Annotated in this window: 18 protein-coding genes and 1 tRNA gene; 16 read left to right on the forward strand and 3 right to left on the reverse strand. The window is 44.9% G+C overall.

Going from position 1 to position 16132, the window contains the following annotated elements; all coding sequences use genetic code 11:
- The first annotated feature begins 14 nt into the window (after positions 1 to 14).
- The 10 genes from M1D90_RS08545 to M1D90_RS08590 all read left to right on the forward strand — a co-directional run bounded on the left by M1D90_RS08545 (position 15) and on the right by M1D90_RS08590 (position 10596).
- Positions 15 to 188, forward strand: a complete 174-nt coding sequence (locus M1D90_RS08545; protein ID WP_020452191.1) for a hypothetical protein — start codon at positions 15 to 17, stop codon at positions 186 to 188.
- Positions 189 to 284: 96 nt separating this feature from the next.
- Positions 285 to 1823, forward strand: a complete 1539-nt coding sequence (locus M1D90_RS08550) for a rhomboid family intramembrane serine protease (RefSeq protein ID WP_026579304.1) — start codon at positions 285 to 287, stop codon at positions 1821 to 1823.
- Between the two features lie 76 nt (positions 1824 to 1899).
- On the forward strand, positions 1900 to 3354 hold the full coding sequence (locus tag M1D90_RS08555; protein WP_023855199.1) for a spore germination protein: 1455 nt from the start codon (positions 1900 to 1902) through the stop codon (positions 3352 to 3354).
- Between the two features lie 99 nt (positions 3355 to 3453).
- The gene (locus M1D90_RS08560; RefSeq protein ID WP_020452188.1) at positions 3454 to 3651 is read left to right on the forward strand and encodes a YqgQ family protein; all 198 of its coding nucleotides are present in this window, start codon (positions 3454 to 3456) and stop codon (positions 3649 to 3651) included.
- Between the two features lie 24 nt (positions 3652 to 3675).
- Positions 3676 to 4650: an ROK family glucokinase gene (locus tag M1D90_RS08565; RefSeq protein WP_020452187.1), complete on the forward strand. Its 975-nt coding sequence runs from the start codon at positions 3676 to 3678 to the stop codon at positions 4648 to 4650.
- A 181-nt stretch (positions 4651 to 4831) separates the two neighbouring features.
- Complete coding sequence (locus M1D90_RS08570) at positions 4832 to 6730, forward strand: LTA synthase family protein (protein WP_020452186.1); 1899 nt, start codon at positions 4832 to 4834, stop codon at positions 6728 to 6730.
- A gap of 174 nt (positions 6731 to 6904) precedes the next feature.
- Entirely contained in the window at positions 6905 to 7846 is a 942-nt protein-coding gene (locus M1D90_RS08575; RefSeq protein ID WP_033155114.1) for an iron-hydroxamate ABC transporter substrate-binding protein, read from the forward strand.
- Between the two features lie 131 nt (positions 7847 to 7977).
- Complete coding sequence (locus M1D90_RS08580; RefSeq protein WP_020452184.1) at positions 7978 to 9102, forward strand: M14 family metallopeptidase; 1125 nt, start codon at positions 7978 to 7980, stop codon at positions 9100 to 9102.
- A 54-nt stretch (positions 9103 to 9156) separates the two neighbouring features.
- The gene (locus M1D90_RS08585; protein WP_020452183.1) at positions 9157 to 10266 is read left to right on the forward strand and encodes a YqgU-like beta propeller domain-containing protein; all 1110 of its coding nucleotides are present in this window, start codon (positions 9157 to 9159) and stop codon (positions 10264 to 10266) included.
- A 15-nt stretch (positions 10267 to 10281) separates the two neighbouring features.
- Entirely contained in the window at positions 10282 to 10596 is a 315-nt protein-coding gene (locus tag M1D90_RS08590) for an MTH1187 family thiamine-binding protein (protein ID WP_020452182.1), read from the forward strand.
- A gap of 60 nt (positions 10597 to 10656) precedes the next feature.
- On the opposite strand, the gene M1D90_RS08595 is transcribed toward M1D90_RS08590, so the two are convergent.
- Positions 10657 to 10830 carry a DUF2759 domain-containing protein gene (locus M1D90_RS08595; protein ID WP_003183486.1) on the reverse strand — a complete coding sequence of 58 codons (174 nt, stop codon included), beginning with the start codon at positions 10828 to 10830 and terminating at the stop codon, positions 10657 to 10659.
- A 155-nt stretch (positions 10831 to 10985) separates the two neighbouring features.
- Here M1D90_RS08595 and M1D90_RS08600 point away from each other — a divergent pair, with 155 nt between their 5' ends.
- Positions 10986 to 11624, forward strand: a complete 639-nt coding sequence (locus M1D90_RS08600; RefSeq protein ID WP_020452181.1) for an MBL fold metallo-hydrolase — start codon at positions 10986 to 10988, stop codon at positions 11622 to 11624.
- A gap of 35 nt (positions 11625 to 11659) precedes the next feature.
- On the opposite strand, the gene M1D90_RS08605 is transcribed toward M1D90_RS08600, so the two are convergent.
- Complete coding sequence (locus tag M1D90_RS08605; protein ID WP_020452180.1) at positions 11660 to 11905, reverse strand: DUF2626 domain-containing protein; 246 nt, start codon at positions 11903 to 11905, stop codon at positions 11660 to 11662.
- 210 nt (positions 11906 to 12115) lie between these two features.
- On the opposite strand from M1D90_RS08605, the gene M1D90_RS08610 reads away from it, so the two are divergent.
- The gene (locus M1D90_RS08610) at positions 12116 to 12493 is read left to right on the forward strand and encodes a Spx/MgsR family RNA polymerase-binding regulatory protein (protein ID WP_003183482.1); all 378 of its coding nucleotides are present in this window, start codon (positions 12116 to 12118) and stop codon (positions 12491 to 12493) included.
- A gap of 62 nt (positions 12494 to 12555) precedes the next feature.
- On the opposite strand, the gene M1D90_RS08615 is transcribed toward M1D90_RS08610, so the two are convergent.
- A tRNA-Gln gene (locus M1D90_RS08615) sits at positions 12556 to 12627 on the reverse strand.
- 107 nt (positions 12628 to 12734) lie between these two features.
- Here M1D90_RS08615 and M1D90_RS08620 point away from each other — a divergent pair.
- From M1D90_RS08620 to comGC, 4 genes are all read left to right on the forward strand, one after another.
- A complete protein-coding gene (locus M1D90_RS08620) occupies positions 12735 to 13574 on the forward strand; it encodes an STAS domain-containing protein (protein WP_020452179.1) in 840 nt (279 codons plus the stop codon).
- A 157-nt stretch (positions 13575 to 13731) separates the two neighbouring features.
- Positions 13732 to 14796 carry a competence type IV pilus ATPase ComGA gene (comGA, locus tag M1D90_RS08625; RefSeq protein WP_020452178.1) on the forward strand — a complete coding sequence of 355 codons (1065 nt, stop codon included), beginning with the start codon at positions 13732 to 13734 and terminating at the stop codon, positions 14794 to 14796.
- Positions 14786 to 15820, forward strand: a complete 1035-nt coding sequence (comGB, locus tag M1D90_RS08630) for a competence type IV pilus assembly protein ComGB (protein ID WP_041817253.1) — start codon at positions 14786 to 14788, stop codon at positions 15818 to 15820. The genes comGA and comGB overlap by 11 nt, the downstream gene beginning before the upstream one ends.
- A gap of 13 nt (positions 15821 to 15833) precedes the next feature.
- Entirely contained in the window at positions 15834 to 16127 is a 294-nt protein-coding gene (gene comGC / locus M1D90_RS08635) for a competence type IV pilus major pilin ComGC (RefSeq protein WP_020452176.1), read from the forward strand.
- Positions 16128 to 16132 lie beyond the last annotated feature (5 nt).

Below are 16132 nucleotides of genomic sequence, written 5' to 3' on the forward strand. Positions count from 1 at the left end.
ATAGGAGGGATCATATGAGAAAAGTTACATTCATTGCAGTAGGCGTCATTGCCGCCCTTGTGTTTTTTCAAAACCGTTATCGTGTCATCAATTTCATTCTTGGTCAAAACCAGATCCGCCACTATTTTATCCATTTGATGATGAGAATTCCGTTTTTTCGCAATAAGTTTATACAGCAGGCTTTCTGAATCCCGTTTAAAAACGGGATTTTTTTAAAGCGCTTAAAAGGCGCAGAATGACGCGTTTCCTGTTATAATGGACAAAAACAATTGTGGAGCGTCGGTATGTATTCAATCGATTATTTGTATTGGAATTTCATCGGGAACCTCTTAGACAGGGATTTTGAGCTTGTGCAGGCACCAGCTTCATTCGGAGAAGCCTGGCTTGAAGCAAGGGGGAGCGCGCCGTATGATTTGGTTCGCGTTTTTCGGAAGGATATCGATTTCAGACAGGATCTCGTCGGTGACTTGGAATCTCTTTATGAAAGAGCGGAGCGCCTGAGAGCAGCATCAAGGCAGCGAAAGCTCTCGATATTAAACGTCTATTTGTCACAGGAAGCACCTGTAGATGAGTGGGAAGATGTTGTCAGTCATCCGGTCGCAGATAAACGGATCAGCATCGTGCCGGTTTTTATTGAGCACGCTTCGGCTGAAGAAGGCTTCCGCAAACTCGCCGTTGCTTTAAACATGGGGCCGGATGAGCTGACAGGCCACATGCACGATGCCGGATACGAGAATGTGGAAGAGAAGAGAGCCGAAGTATTAGCAGCGGCTAAAGCAAGAGAAGAAGAAAGGCGGCGGGAAGCGGCTGTATTTGAGAAAGGCAAACCGATGTTTACCTGGATTTTTGCAGTGCTTCAAGTCTTCATGTTTCTGCTTCTGGAAATGTCGGGCGGCAGTCAGAATACCGACACGCTCATCCGGTTCGGTGCGAAGGAAAACAGCCTCCTGTTAGCAGGGGAATGGTGGCGGCTTGTCACGCCGATCGTTCTTCATATCGGATTGGTCCACCTCATGTTCAATACATTTGCATTGCTGTCTGTCGGAGCCGCGGCAGAAAGGGTGTTTGGATCATTCCGCTTTCTTGTCATATACATATCAGCCGGAATTTTTGGATCGATCGGCAGCTTTCTGTTCAGCCCGTATCCGTCCGCAGGGGCTTCGGGAGCCATCTTCGGTTGTTTGGGAGCACTTTTGTATCTGGCTTTTTCAAATCGGAAAGCTTTCTTAAAAACGATTGGAACAAATATCATTGTGATTATCATTCTGAACCTCGGCCTCGGTTTCACGATTTCAAATGTTGACAATGCCGGCCATATCGGCGGATTGATCGGCGGACTTCTGACGGCCTTGGCAGTCGGAATCCCCGGGAAAAAAAGACCACTCCAGCGGCTGACAGGCTGGGTTCTCATCTTTGTCATCGGAGGAGGCGCTCTGTACATTGGGACACATTCAGCTTCGATGCAGGAAAATGCCATGCTGCATCAGGCGGCGAAATGGTATGAAGAGGGAGACTATGAAAAGGTAAAAGATGCCTTGCAGGAAGCGGGCTCAAAGCAGGACGCTTCCAGCGACACTTTAAAGCTGCTCGCTTATTCCGAATTTCAGCTCGGCGAGTTTGAAAACGCTGAGAAAAGGTTCGAGGCCGTCGTTGAAAAAGATCCATCAGATCACGCCTCACTCTATAATCTTGCCAGGCTCTATGCTCAAAAAGGCGAGTTCGCCAAAGCCGAACAGTCTGTTGAAAGAGCGTTGGCAGAAAAGCCTGATGAAGAGTTGTATAAAGCGTTTCGGGACGAACTTAAGAAAGAAACCGCCCGGTAACCAAGTATGAAAAGCTTCCGTTATGTTAAAAATGGTCTTTAGTATAGACTCATTTGACGGGAGCTTTTAATATACAATGGAAAAAAAGCATGCGGTCCAAAAAAATTTAGCGAAAAATGTTGAATATTTAAATGAAAAGCTGGGGGTCGACAAAAGCTTCGATATGATCCGGCTTGATGTTGTTTATGCTGATAGAGACATGTCGCTTTATCTTGTCGACGGCTTTGTAAAAGATGATATTATGCACCACTTGCTTAAGAATCTCTCAAGGCTCACCCCCGAAACTCTGGAAGACGATCCGCTTGAGAAGCTGATCAAAACGTACATCCCATACATCGAAATTGATACGGAAGACGACCTCGACAAAGCAGCCGCCCAGGTGCTGTCCGGGCCGGCCGTTCTCCTTGTCGACGGGGTGGACCATGCCATTATTATCGATGCGCGGACATACCCGGCAAGAAACCCGGAGGAACCCGACAATGAACGTGTCGTCAGAGGTTCAAGAGACGGCTTCGTCGAAACGATCGTGTTCAACACCGCACTGACGAGAAGAAGAATCCGCGACCGTTCCCTCAGAATGGAGTTCCTTCAGGTCGGTAGAAGAAGCAAAACAGATGTTGTCATCTGCTATTTGGAAGATATCGCTGATTTGGAAAGTGTAAAAAAGCTGAAGCAATCGCTTGAAGCGATCGATACGGACGCTTTGACAATGGCGGAAAAGACACTGGAAGAATATATCGGCGGCCGTCATTGGAATCCTTATCCGACGGTCCGCTATACAGAAAGGCCTGATACTGCGGCCGTTCATTTGTACGAAGGCCACATTCTCGTCTTTGTGGACGGTTCGCCAAGCGCGCTGATTACCCCTGTTACTTTTTGGCACCATCTGCAGCATGCCGAAGAGTACAGAAACAAACCGCTTGCAGGCGCCTATTTGCGAGTGGTCCGTTTTATATCTGTGTTGGCATCGATCTTTTTGCTGCCGCTGTGGTTTTTGCTCTCTGTCCATCCCGATCTTTTGCCGGACGCCCTTCAATATATAGGGCCTGAAAAAAAAGGGGCCCTTCCGCTGCTTGCGCAATTCATCATAATTGAAATAGGCGTCGACATGATGCGGATGGCTGCAATCCACACCCCGTCGTCTCTGGCTACGGCTCTCGGACTTGTAGCTGCTTTAATGATCGGAGAAGTGGCGGTGCAGGTCGGACTTTTCTCGCATGAAGTCGTCTTGTATCTCGCTGTTGCGGCTATCGGCACGTTTGCTACGCCGAGCTATGAGCTGAGCATAGCGAACAGGCTGGCAAGAATCGTTCTCCTGATCGCGGCCGGCGCATTCGGACCGATCGGCTTTGTCATCGCGATCTTCTGCTGGGTGATTTATCTGGTCAGAATGAAGTCGTTTCATGTGCCGTATTTATGGCCGTTTATCCCCTTTGACTACAGAGCCTTTCGAGATATCGCGATTCGAACGCCAATGCCGCTGAAAAATAGAAGGCCCGTATTTTTGGATCCCCAGGATCCAGACCGCTGAATGTCTGTTTTCCTTCAGGAAAACAGGCTTTTTTTTGCTTGACGCCGGACAGCTTTATGAATACTCTAATGTTAGACCTTTAAAGAATGGTGAAATAAAATGAAAACAGCCTATGATGTACAGCTGTTGCTGAAACAGTTTGGATGTTATGTTTATTTTGGAGATCGCGAACTTGAACTTGAATATATGATGGACGAACTGAAAGAAATGTTTCTTTCGAATCTGATAGAAAAAGAACAGTGGCTTAAAGGCGTTTCAATTTTGCAGAATGAACTCACAAAAGTAAAGAGAAAATAAAACAGGGATTAGAGGGGGAGCAAAATGAATGACAGCTGGCTGGTCGGAGTCGACCTTGGAGGAACAACGGTAAAGCTCGCTTTTGTAAGCGCTTATGGTGAAATCCTGCACAAGTGGGAAATTCCGACCGATAAATCGGGGGAAACGGTTACGGTAAGCATCGCAAAAGCCATCGACGGAAAATTGAAAGAGCTCGGCAAACCGAAGCACATCTTAAAATGGATCGGCATGGGCGCTCCGGGCCCCGTCAATACGGAGACCGGCATCGTTTATAAAACGACGAACATGGGCTGGGAGAACTATCCGTTAAAAGACCACCTTGAAGCAGAGACAGGATTAGCGGCGGTCATTGAAAATGACGCGAACATCGCGGCTCTCGGCGAAATGTGGAAAGGAGCGGGAGACGGCGCAAAGGATTTGATTCTTGTCACGTTGGGAACGGGTGTCGGAGGCGGCATTATTGTAAACGGAGAAATCGTCCGCGGGCAAAACGGTGCAGGCGGAGAAATCGGCCACATCTGTTCAGTTCCTGAAGGAGGAGCGCCGTGCAACTGCGGGAAAAGCGGCTGTATCGAAACGATCGCTTCGGCTACGGGCATCGTCAGAATTGCCAAAGAAAAAATAGAATCCGGTCATCTAGATACAGACTTGCGTGCATGTCCGGATATCACGGCACGCGATATTTTTGAAGCGGCCCGGGAAAATGATCCGGTTGCTTGCGAAGTCGTCGATTATGTGGCGGGTCATTTAGGAATGGTCCTCGGCAACTTGGCGAGCTCGCTCAATCCTTCGAAAATCGTAATTGGCGGAGGCGTCTCAAAAGCAGGAGAAATCCTGCGCTCCAAAGTTGAACAATCTTTCAACCGCTTCGTATTCCCGCGGGCCGGCGAGGCGGCTGAGATCGTAATCGCTTCACTTGGAAACGACGCAGGCGTGATCGGCGGCGCATGGATCGCCAAAAACCAATGGCTGAAAAGCCAGGCGGAGCCTGTTTTATAAGCATTTTCGGACCGCTTTGCAGCATTGTTAACACTTTTAAGCCAATGTGAAAAATGATTGATTTTTTTGTACAGACAGGTTAAGATATGATTTAGTAATTTTAGCGATTTTTCTAAAATAAAACAATATGTGGAAATTCAGTTTGCGGAAACATGCGTCTTGCTGCATAGGGAGGTTTTGAATGCGAAAGTCATTTTTTTCAAAAATTTCGTTTTTGTTAATTGCGACATTGCTGATGTGGCTGAAAACGTATGTCGTCTACAAAACAAGCTTCAACATTAAAATTGAAAACTTCATGCAAGAGTTTATATTGTTCATCAATCCTTTAAGCTTTTTGCTGTTTATATTCGGAATCGGCCTGTTTTTCAAAGAAAAAAACAGGAACCGGTTTATTATCGGGGCAAGCATCGTCCTGACGTTTGTCTTGCTTGCGAACATGATCTTCTACCGTTTTTACAACGACTTTTTAACGATTCCTGTATTGTTCCAGACGAATAATATGGGTGATTTGGGAAGCAGTATCAACTCTTTGTTTATGCCGACCGATTTGCTCCTCGTCGTCGACATTGCCATTTTAATTTGGCTGTACAAGCGCCAGCCTGCCAAAACAGGCGGAAAGGCGACAAGAAAGGAACGCGCGGCTTACTATCTATTTGTCGCTGCCGTTTTCTTTTTCAATTTAGGGATTTCTGAAACAGAAAGACCGCAGCTTTTGACAAGATCGTTTGACAGGGAAGTTCTTGTGAAGAATATCAGTCTTTACAACTTCCATATCTATGACGGGCTGATCCAGTCAAAGCAGTCTGCACAGCGTGCGCTGGCCGACAGCAACAGCCTCACGGAGATTGAAAACTATGTCAACGCAAACCGCACGGACACCAATCATAACCTGGCCGGGATCGCCAAGGGTCGGAATGTGATCCTCGTTTCCCTGGAGTCCACCCAAAGCTTTGTCGTGAACCAAAAGTTAAACGGCAAAGAGATTACGCCTTATTTAAACGACCTGATAAAGAAAAGCTACAGCTTCGAGAATTTCTATCATCAGACAGGCCAAGGCAAAACGGCAGATTCCGAATTCATCGTTGACAACTCTCTCTATCCTCTTGGAAGAGGAGCGGTCTTCTTTACGAATGCAGGAAACGAATATACGGCAATGCCTGAAATATTGAAAAACCACGGCTATTATTCATCGATTTTCCATGCGAACAACAAAAGCTTCTGGAATCGGGATATTATGTACGATACGTTTAAATACGATAAGTTTTACGATATCAATTCCTATGATGTAAACGAAGAAAACTCAGTGGGCTGGGGACTGAAAGATAAGGAATTCTTTGAACAAACATCAGAGCTGATGAAAGAAATGCCTCAGCCGTTTTATACCCGCCTGATCACGCTGACAAACCATTTTCCGTTTGAGCTGGATGAGGAAGATAAACTGATCGATGAATTTGATTCAAAAAGCCGTACGTTAAACAGATATTTCCCGACCGTCCGCTATCAGGATGAAGCGCTTAAACGATTTATTGAAAAGCTGAAAGAAGACGGCCTCTACGATAATTCTGTTATCGTGTTATACGGTGACCATTACGGGATTTCCGAAAACCATAACGAAGCGATGAGCCAATTCCTCGGCAGAGAAGTAACCCCGTTTGAGGAAGTACAGCTTCAAAGAGTCCCGCTTGTGATCCACATTCCGGGAGTGACGGATAAAGAGCCGAAAGCCATTGACACCGTCGGCGGCCAAATCGATATTCGGCCGACTGTACTGAACCTTCTCGGAATCGATTCGAGCGATCAGATCCAGTTTGGAAACGACCTGTTTGCCAAAGACAAAACGGAGTTTACAGTGCTTCGCGACGGCAGCTTTATTACGAAAGACAAAGTATACACAGACGGCATATGCTATGATAAATCGACAGGAGAGCCGTCTAAAGATAAAAAAGGCTGTGAGCCGTACATTGAAAAAGCGAAACAGGAGCTTTCATATTCAGATCAAATCATTTATGGCGACTTGCTGAGGTTTTATGACAGCGAGCGCTTAAAAAAGCAATCTGACGCCAAGCCGAAAGACGAGTAAGCTTTTCTTTTGGCGGAGAAAGCTGATGCAGCAGGCCGGATATCGTTCCGGCCTGTTTTTAATGACAAGAGTCCGTCATAAAAATCATGATCCAAGCCGATGCTGGTTATGATATAATTGATAATGATTCTCTTTATCGATATTCAAACCAGAAAGAAGGTATGAAAGGTGAATATGAAAGGAAAGACGCTCGCTGGAGCATGCTTTGTACTATTATTGATCGCAGCATTGACAGCATGCGGCAATCAAACGGAGAGCAAAGATTCGTCTTCTCAATCAAAAAGCGAAGAAACGATTACATACAAGGCTGAAAACGGAACGGTTAAAGTTCCGAAGCATCCGAAACGGGTGGTTGTCATGGCTGACGATTATTTCGGCTATTTCAAGACACTCGGTCTCAATGTAGTGGGTGCCCCTGACAGGGTATTCAAAAATCCTTATTTCAAGGGGAAAACCGAGGGTGTGACAAACATTGGTGAAGGAAATTCCGCTGAAAAGGTTATTCAATTAAAACCGGACCTGATTGTCGTATGGACGACCCAAGGCGCTGATATCGAAAAGCTGGAAAAAATCGCTCCGACGGTCGCTTTGAAATATGACAGCTTGAATAACACTGAACGGCTGAAGGATTTCGCAAAAATGACAGGTACTGAAGATCGAGCGGAGAAATGGCTGGCTGAATGGGACAAAAAAGTTGCCGCGGCAAAATCAAAAATTCAAAAAGCGGTCGGGGACAAAACGGTTTCCATTATGCAAACGAATGGCAAAGAAATCTTTGTATTCGGCGATCAATTCGGAAGGGGAGGAAGCATTGTTTATCAAGATCTCGGCTTAAAGGCGACAAAGCTGACGAAGGAAAAAGCAATCGACGAAGGGCCGGGCTACACGAGCATTTCATTAGAAAAGCTGCCTGAATTCGCCGGAGATTATATATTTATAGGGCCCTGGGAATCAAGCGGAGACGACAGCGCCGTGCTTAATACCTCTATTTGGAAGAACCTTGGCGCGGTCAAAAATCAACATGTCTATAAAATCGACCCTGTCGGCTTCTACTTTTCCGATCCGATTTCATTAGAGGGCCAGCTTGACTTTATTACAGAAAGCTTAGCGAAATAAAGATGAACTTCCGCCTATTTGGGCGGAAGTTTTTTTGCGGGCTGAAACCTTATTGAAAAAGCGTTTTTTAAGCGAACCGGGAGAGTTTTTAAACGAGCCTTCATCATATGCTATTGTGGGAGGGATCATTGATGGCATTCATCAACATCAAACCGGAGTTAAAGCAGAATATGGAAAGATTGTCTAATATCCTGAACATACCCGAACCGCTTTTAATCAGCGCAAACGCGAATGCAGCCGCGGACGAATTTTATTTTCCGGGAGCGTCTTTTCAAGCAGGAAAAAACGTTCCAGCAGCCGAAACATATGAACAGCTGCAATTATTGGTGAATCAATACACACTTGAAGATGAACAGTGGCTGACAAAAACAGTCGTTTACGATTCAGCAGTACTGAAAAAGGAAATTGACAGATTGACGGAGTGCTTTCCGTTTGTTACTTCCCGCATCATCGGTCGCTCAAGCATGGGCCAGCCTATATACGAACTGCTCCTCGGAGCTGAAAATGCCGAAAAAAAAACGCATATGAATGCTTCTTTTCATGCCAATGAATGGATCACCACTTCTGTTTTGATGAAATGGCTCAAAGAATATTGTTATCATTTATGTACAGGCCGGTCCGCTTTAGGTTTTTCACCGCTTGACATTTTTTCATCAACAAAGCTTTCCGTCGTGCCGATCGTTAATCCCGACGGGGTTGATCTTGTGCTTAACGGTCCCGGTCATCTTGGGATAGCGCGGGAAGCACTGGATGAGATGAATGAGCATCAACCGGATTTCCGGGAATGGAAAGCCAATATAAACGGAGTGGATTTAAATAATCAGTTTCCGTCTTTTTGGGAGATCGAAAAACAGAGAAAACCGCCCAAATCCCCTTCCTACAGGGACTACCCCGGAGATGAACCGCTGACAGAACCGGAAGCGGCAGCGATGAGGGATTTAATCGCAAACGAGCCGCCTGATCGGCTTGTGGCGCTTCACACACAGGGAGAGGAAATTTATTGGGGATACAAGGGGCTGGAGCCTCCTGAATCAGCCGATGTGATCCAAACATTTGAGCGCCTGAGCGGTTATAAGGGCGTCAGATATATAGACAGCTATGCAGGATTTAGAGATTGGTTTATTCATTTTTTCGGAAGAGAAGGATATACTGTTGAACTCGGCAAAGGAAAAAATCCTTTACCACTGAAACAATTTGACGATATATATTGTAAAAGCAGAGGCATACTTTGGGCATCCTGCTTTTTTGAAAGCTGAAACTTTTCACGGTGAAAATCGTAAATTAGACAACCAATCATTTATGGAGGGAGAATGGCCGGTTTGAGAGTTTCGTTATGGCTTATTGCCGCTGTGATGACCGTGGCTGCGGCTGGTTGCACACCGCAGCATCAGGAAGGAACAAAAAGCGTTCATCATGAGGAGCCGGAAGGGAAAAAGAAAAGCAGTGCAGCAGTAAAAGATAAAAAAGTGATAGCGCTGAAGGACCGGCACTTTGATGAGGCGGCAGGATGGCTTGATGATGAAACCGTTATATACACCGCAACCGATCCGGTCGCAGGAAGTGAAGTCAAATCATATGATATATTTAAAGGGACGGGCGAAACGATCTACAAGACGGATGACAGGCTGATAGCGGCGGAAGTAAACAGGGAAAAAGGCATGATTCTCATCCAAACCGCCGGAAACGGCTCTGAAATGAAGTTAACTTTGCTTAATTTACAGGGAAAACAGCTGTACACAAAAAAATTTCGCACGCATGAACTGCAAGTGGACTGGAATCGGTTTGACCCTTATCTTTTATACGTCACAACTTTTACGAAAGATTGGAATTATGAATCGCGCCTGATTGATGCGAAAGAACAGCAAACGGAAAAAGACATCGCACAGGCCGCCTTTGTTCATTGGACTTCCGCTGACACTTTTGAATATATCAAATGGAATGAACGGAACCGGGAAAAACCGGCTCCTGTTTATTCCTTCAACACAGCGGACGGACGGGAAAAGAAGCTCGCCGGTGATGCCGTACTGCTCGATGTTCTGGGGGATATGCGGCTGATTGTAGCGCCTTCATCCAGTCATCGCCAGGGCACCTACATATTTTCAGACGTTTCTTCTTCGGAAAAGAAAATTTCTTTCAAATTGCCGCTGTACTCGGAATATGGCAGCCTGTCACCGATGGAATACAGCTACGACCCTCGGCATGAGCTGTTTTATACGTATCAGCCGAATGAGTCGGGCTCCTTGTATGATCTGATTTCCGTCAGTCTCAAAACCGGCAAACGGGAAGTCATTCGTGAAAAAGTGGAAATGCTTCCGATTACCGTATCTCCTGACGGGGATTATGCATTGTACGGTTATACCCAGGATCAAATCATTTCATTCAACTCAAAAACTGCAGCACCCCTTGTGTCAAAAGAATAGAAAGGAGAATGGACAGTGGCCATAGCAGACGTTACCATCATACCGATCGGTACCGAAACTCCGAGCGTAAGCGCGTATGTAGCGGAGATTCAAACCATTTTAGAAGGATTTAAAAAAGAAGGCAAAATCCAATATCAGCTGACACCGATGAATACTTTGATTGAAGGGGAATTAAGCGATTTATTTGAGGTGATTCAGACGATTCACGAAGCGCCTTTCCAAAAAGGCATCCACAGAGTGGCGACGAATATCAGGATTGACGACCGCCGCGACAAGAAAACGACGATGGAAGGCAAGCTTGCAAGCGTCCAGCGTCATTTCAGCCAATAAGAAAAACAGCCTTATTCCGGAATAACGGAATAAGGCTGTTTTTGTCTAAAGGCACCGGGTTTAGTGGACTGTCGGATACCCGCTGTTAATGATTGTCATGACGGTAAACCATCCAAACACTAAAAAAGCCGCCCCGCCAAATAAGATGCCAAGAACGTTGATTTGTTTAAGAGAACGAAGAACTCCAAGAGCAGATAATATCGTGACTAGACCGAAAATGATCACGAGCAACATCAATATAAACCCCCTTCGTTTGGATCCCCTGCAGTATATTTCCAATTTTATTTTAACCGTTTTCATCAAATTTGTCGAGGACAACATGATTCATTGAAAGTTTCCCGCAAAACCTTCATAATGGAACAAAGAAAGATGAATCTGAGGTGAAGAAAATGAAATGGAGAAGAATGCCTTTAGGGCCTATCCAGACGAACGCTTATATTTTATCCCATGATGACGGTACCTGTTTAATAATTGATCCCGGCAGCGAATCAGGGAAACTGAATGCATACATAAAAGAAAACGGTTTGAAGCCTCTTGCAGTATTGCTCACTCACGCTCATTTTGATCATATCGGAGCCGTGGACAATGTCAGAAAAGAATGGAACATTCCTGTATACGTACATAAAAATGAAGCTGAATGGCTGACTGATCCTTCATTAAATGGTTCAGCGCTGCTTACGGGACAGACGATCACAGCAGAAAAAGCAGATCATCTGATCGAAGAAGAGGGGGATCTTAAAATCGGCTCTTTTACGCTCCGCATGCTCTTTACGCCTGGACATTCTCCGGGCAGCGTCTCGTATTATGCGGAAGAAGAAAACCTGATCGTTTCCGGGGATGTTTTATTTAAAGGGGGAGTCGGGCGTACAGACCTGCCGGGAGGAAATCAAAAGGTGCTGATGGACAGTATTCATCAAAAACTGCTGACGCTTCCGGAAGAGACGCTTGTGTTAAGCGGTCACGGCCCCGAGACGGACATTGCAACAGAACAGGAACAAAACCCGTTCATCAACGGATTTACTTTGTAAAACATAAAAAAGACGATCCTGATGGATCGTCTTTTTTAATGGCCTCCCTGCCCGGGAACCATAATAAACACAGAATAATATGTAAATGCGGCAAAAAAGACTGTCAAGTAAGCACCGAAAATATAAATGTACATCCGCTCGGTCAAGTTGAGATACGATAAGAACACAAAAAATACAGTTTGACCGAAGAACAGCAGTGATGCATCTTTCATATTTCCTAAATAAAACATGACCGCAAAGATACCTGTCCAGAATCCTAACACACGGAACATGCGATTCATTTATATCCCTCCCAAAAAGCCCCTTTGATTTTATTATAAGCCAATTTATCTTGAAATGTAAACATTTTCATTTTGGGAAAATCAATTCATTTTTTACAATTTTGTGATAAGCATTTTTAAAAAATCACCTGTCACGTGTTTAAACGGAAAATATCACGGGTACTAAAACATACAAAGACAAAGTCAGTACATTTTAAGGAGGAATCATTCATGGAAGAGCTGACCTTTTATTCATACCCGAGCTGCACATCATGCCGGAAAACGAAACATTGGCTGAAAGCGAACCAGGTTGATTTTACAGAGCGGCATCTTTTCAGGGAAACGCCGAATCAGGACGAGCTGAAACATATTTTGTCTCTCACGACCGAAGGAATTGATGAGATATTGGCGACAAGAAGCCAGGCATTTAAAGAGTTAAATCTTGATATCGAAGAATTAACGGTCAGCGAAGTGCTGGAATTGTTAATTCAAAAACCAAAGCTGCTGAGACGCCCGATTATCGTAAACGGCGATAAGCTGGTTGTCGGATATAATCCCGGCGAACTCTTAAAATTAAAAAAACACACCTTACACCGTTCTGTTTCCTGAAAAAAACGAAGATTGCTGACACATTGCATGTTCAGCATATCTTCGTTTTTTCGCCTGTGTAACTGGGCTAGCTGGATTCGAACCAGCGCGTCACGGAGTCAAAGTCCGTTGCCTTACCGCTTGGCTATAGCCCAATGCGCTTACGTATAGTGTAGACAATCGATTTCGTTTTATACATAGTGATCAAAATGTTGGTCATATAGCCGATTGATTTTAAAGGAAAACAATGAGGAGGATTGACATGGAAAACAAGCATGCAGCCCTTTATGAGTATTTGGTCAAACAGGCGGACAGAATCACCGATGAATGGCTGTCCCGAACAGCGTCTGAAAAAGAAAAAACGGCACAGCAATATAAGGACTTTTTACTGGCTGTTTCAAGGGTATTTGCCAAGGATGAACAGGCGCTATGCTGGGATAAAGCCTCCGGATGCGCCAAGGAAATTGCCTACGACAGGGCTGTTAGCCAAATTCCGGTGACTGAAAGCATAAAGGGGTTTAAAGTGTGCCGTGAACTTTTAATAGATGAAATCGAGCATTTTTCGGATAAACATGCACCGGACTGTTCGAAAAAAGACTTTTTTATCTGGAATAAACAGCTTCACTCAATGATGGATGAGGTTATTGAACAGTTTATTCTTGAATATGAGCATACGACAAAGAGGCAATTGAAGGCGCAGACCGAGATGATACGCGAACTGAGCGCACCTGTTATACCGGTATCAGAACACATCGGTGTGCTGCCGCTCATTGGCGAAATTGATACTCACAGGGCAACGGTGATCATTGAATCTGCGCTTAAGCAGTGTGCTGAGCTTCATCTCTCGCATCTGTTTATTGATATTTCCGGTGTTCCTGTCGTCGATACGATGGTTGCCTACCAGTTGTTCAAAGTCGTAGACAGCACAAAACTACTTGGCGTTGAGACGGTTCTTTCGGGCTTGAGACCGGAGATTGCCCAAACAGTTGTGAAGCTTGGGATGGATTTTTCGCATATTAACACAGAACAGAGCCTTGCTAAGGCGCTTTGCAATAAAGGCTTTTGCATCCGTGAAAACGGCAAGGCTGAAGAGAAGGTTTAAATTTCTCATTTCAGCAGTTGGAAGCTGAATAAAATAGTCAAATCGGTATTCGGAAATTCCGTTTTTGCTTCGTATTCAGCTTGATTTGCGATTTTTAAGGATTTGATGCTTCCGATGTTTTTCGTATAAACTGCGCTTAGAAAGGAGGCGCAATGGTTTGTACACGATTGAATCATTAAGCGGAAGATTAATTGACGAGGCATATAGAATGAAGGCGTCAGACATTCATATTGTTCCCGGTGAAAAAGAGGCGGTGGTCCGCTTCAGGATTGATGATGAACTTTTTCAAAAAGACAGATTAACGAGAAATGAGTGCTCAAGGCTCATTTCTCACTTTAAATTCCTTTCTTCGATGGATATTGGGGAAAGACGGCTGCCGCAAAGCGGAGCTTTGACTCTTTATATCAACCGTCAGCCCGTTCATTTAAGAATGTCCACTCTGCCCACCATCCATGATGAAAGCTTGGTCATCAGGCTTCTTCCCAAGGTGAGCAGCAAGCCGCTCACAAAGCTCTCATTGTTTCCGAGTGCAACATTCAAGCTGCTGTCTTTTCTGAAGCATTCCCACGGATTAATTCTGTTCACCGGTCCGACAGGCTCGGGGAAAACGACAACACTCTATTCTTTAATCGAATACGCTAAGCGGCATTTTAAGCGAAATATCATTACCTTGGAAGACCCTGTTGAATCAAGAAGCGAAAACATTTTGCAAGTGCAAGTAAACGAAAAAGCTGGCATGACTTATTCTGCGGGGTTGAAGGCGGTGCTTCGCCACGATCCGGACATGATCATCCTCGGGGAAATTCGCGATGCCGAAACAGCCCAAATCGCAGTCAGGGCAGCTTTGACAGGACACCTTGTTTTATCGAGCATGCATGCGAAAAATGCCAAAGGCGCAATATACAGGCTGCTCGAGTTCGGCGTTGATATGACAGAAATTGAACAAACACTGGTCGCAATCAGCGCCCAGCGCCTCGTCGGTCTCGTCTGCCCGTTTTGCGGCGACAACTGCTCTTTATATTGCAGATTGTCGAGGCCTGTGAGAAGAGCAAGCATCTTCGAGCTTTTGTACGGAAAAAGCCTCAATCTCTGCATCGAAGAAGCAAAAGGCAGGTGCGGTGACATAAAAACAGAAACATTGAAAACGCTGATCCAGAAGGGAATAGCACTCGGATATCTGCCGTCGAATACTTATGAACGCTGGATAGGCCATGAAGATTAAAAAGAAGTGGCCCGTCCGGGAACAGGCGGACATTCTGAAAAAACTCGGAGACATGATGAAGAGCGGATATACGATTTTGGATGCTTTAAGTATGCTGAAACTGCAATTGAATGAAAGGCGAAGAGCAGATCTGACATTTGCGATGGAGAAGCTGACAGAAGGGCGACCTGTGTTTCAAGTGCTTGAAATGATTTCATTTCATAAGGATGCTGTTACCATTGTTTACTTTGCCGAACAGCACGGGAATTTGCCATATGCCTTTCGGCAGAGCGGAGAGCTGCTTCACCGCAAGATCGCTCAAACCGAAAAACTAAAGAAAGCCGCCAGATATCCCTTGTTTTTAGTTTTAACGGTCTGCGTCATTATCTCTATTATGAAATCGGCAATCATCCCGCAATTTTCCGCGATCTATGAATCAATGAACGTTGAAACGTCTTTTGCAACGACCCTCATCTTTTCGGTTTTTGATCATTTTTATCTTTTTATCGCAGGAATGATGTTGATTGCCGCCGCTTTATCCCTCTATTATCTGTGTTCATTTCGCCATAAACCTCCAGAAGACAAAATGACCTTTCTCATTAGAATTCCCTTGCTGGGCCAAACCTTCAAACTATTCAACAGTTATTTTTTATCGCTCCAATTGAGCAATCTTTTGCAAGCTGGTCTGTCTGTATATGACAGTTTAAAAGCATTTGAAAGCCAGCCGTTTTTATCATTTCATAAAAATGAAGCGAAGCGTCTGATCGAGCGGCTGAAACAAGGGGAGAGTCTGGAGCAGATGCTGGCCGGGCATCCGTTTTATGAAAATGATCTGGCGAAGGCTGTTGCTCACGGCCAATTAAACGGACTCTTATACAGAGAGCTGTATTCATACAGTCAATTTTTGATTGAACGGCTTGAACGGAAAGCAGAAAAATGGACAGGTTTGATCCAGCCATTGATTTACGGGCTAACAGCGGCGATGATATTAATTCTTTATTTGTCTATGCTTTTGCCAATGTATCAAATGATGAACCAGTTATAAGGAGGACGGAACTGTGAATGAAAAGGGATTTACACTGATAGAAATGTTAGTCGTCATGCTCGTCATCTCCATCCTGCTGTTGATCACCATACCGAATGTGACCAAGCATAATCAAAGTATTCAAAAGAAAGGATGCGAAGGGTTAATTAATATGGTTCAAGCGCAAATCACGGCTTATCAAATGGATCATGACGGGAAAACGCCGAGTAGGGCGGACCTTGAATCTGAAGGTTACGTGAAGAAGAACTTAAAGTGCCCGAATGGGAAAGCAATTAAAATTTCAAACGGCAAAGCACAGGCTGATTGACGGTT

Source organism: Bacillus sp. JZ34, assembly GCF_053903205.1.

What these genes read in the sequence shown, in the direction of transcription:
- M1D90_RS08545 (WP_020452191.1), top strand. Translation starts at nt 15, where the DNA reads ATGAGAAAAGTTACATTCATTGCAGTAGGCGTCATTGCCGCCCTTGTG.
- M1D90_RS08550 (WP_026579304.1), top strand. Translation starts at nt 285, where the DNA reads ATGTATTCAATCGATTATTTGTATTGGAATTTCATCGGGAACCTCTTA.
- M1D90_RS08555 (WP_023855199.1), top strand. Translation starts at nt 1,900, where the DNA reads ATGGAAAAAAAGCATGCGGTCCAAAAAAATTTAGCGAAAAATGTTGAA.
- M1D90_RS08560 (WP_020452188.1), top strand. Translation starts at nt 3,454, where the DNA reads ATGAAAACAGCCTATGATGTACAGCTGTTGCTGAAACAGTTTGGATGT.
- M1D90_RS08565 (WP_020452187.1), top strand. Translation starts at nt 3,676, where the DNA reads ATGAATGACAGCTGGCTGGTCGGAGTCGACCTTGGAGGAACAACGGTA.
- M1D90_RS08570 (WP_020452186.1), top strand. Translation starts at nt 4,832, where the DNA reads ATGCGAAAGTCATTTTTTTCAAAAATTTCGTTTTTGTTAATTGCGACA.
- M1D90_RS08575 (WP_033155114.1), top strand. Translation starts at nt 6,905, where the DNA reads ATGAAAGGAAAGACGCTCGCTGGAGCATGCTTTGTACTATTATTGATC.
- M1D90_RS08580 (WP_020452184.1), top strand. Translation starts at nt 7,978, where the DNA reads ATGGCATTCATCAACATCAAACCGGAGTTAAAGCAGAATATGGAAAGA.
- M1D90_RS08585 (WP_020452183.1), top strand. Translation starts at nt 9,157, where the DNA reads ATGGCCGGTTTGAGAGTTTCGTTATGGCTTATTGCCGCTGTGATGACC.
- M1D90_RS08595 (WP_003183486.1), bottom strand. Translation starts at nt 10,830, where the DNA reads ATGTTGCTCGTGATCATTTTCGGTCTAGTCACGATATTATCTGCTCTT.
- M1D90_RS08600 (WP_020452181.1), top strand. Translation starts at nt 10,986, where the DNA reads ATGAAATGGAGAAGAATGCCTTTAGGGCCTATCCAGACGAACGCTTAT.
- M1D90_RS08605 (WP_020452180.1), bottom strand. Translation starts at nt 11,905, where the DNA reads ATGAATCGCATGTTCCGTGTGTTAGGATTCTGGACAGGTATCTTTGCG.
- M1D90_RS08610 (WP_003183482.1), top strand. Translation starts at nt 12,116, where the DNA reads ATGGAAGAGCTGACCTTTTATTCATACCCGAGCTGCACATCATGCCGG.
- M1D90_RS08620 (WP_020452179.1), top strand. Translation starts at nt 12,735, where the DNA reads ATGGAAAACAAGCATGCAGCCCTTTATGAGTATTTGGTCAAACAGGCG.
- comGB (WP_041817253.1), top strand. Translation starts at nt 14,786, where the DNA reads ATGAAGATTAAAAAGAAGTGGCCCGTCCGGGAACAGGCGGACATTCTG.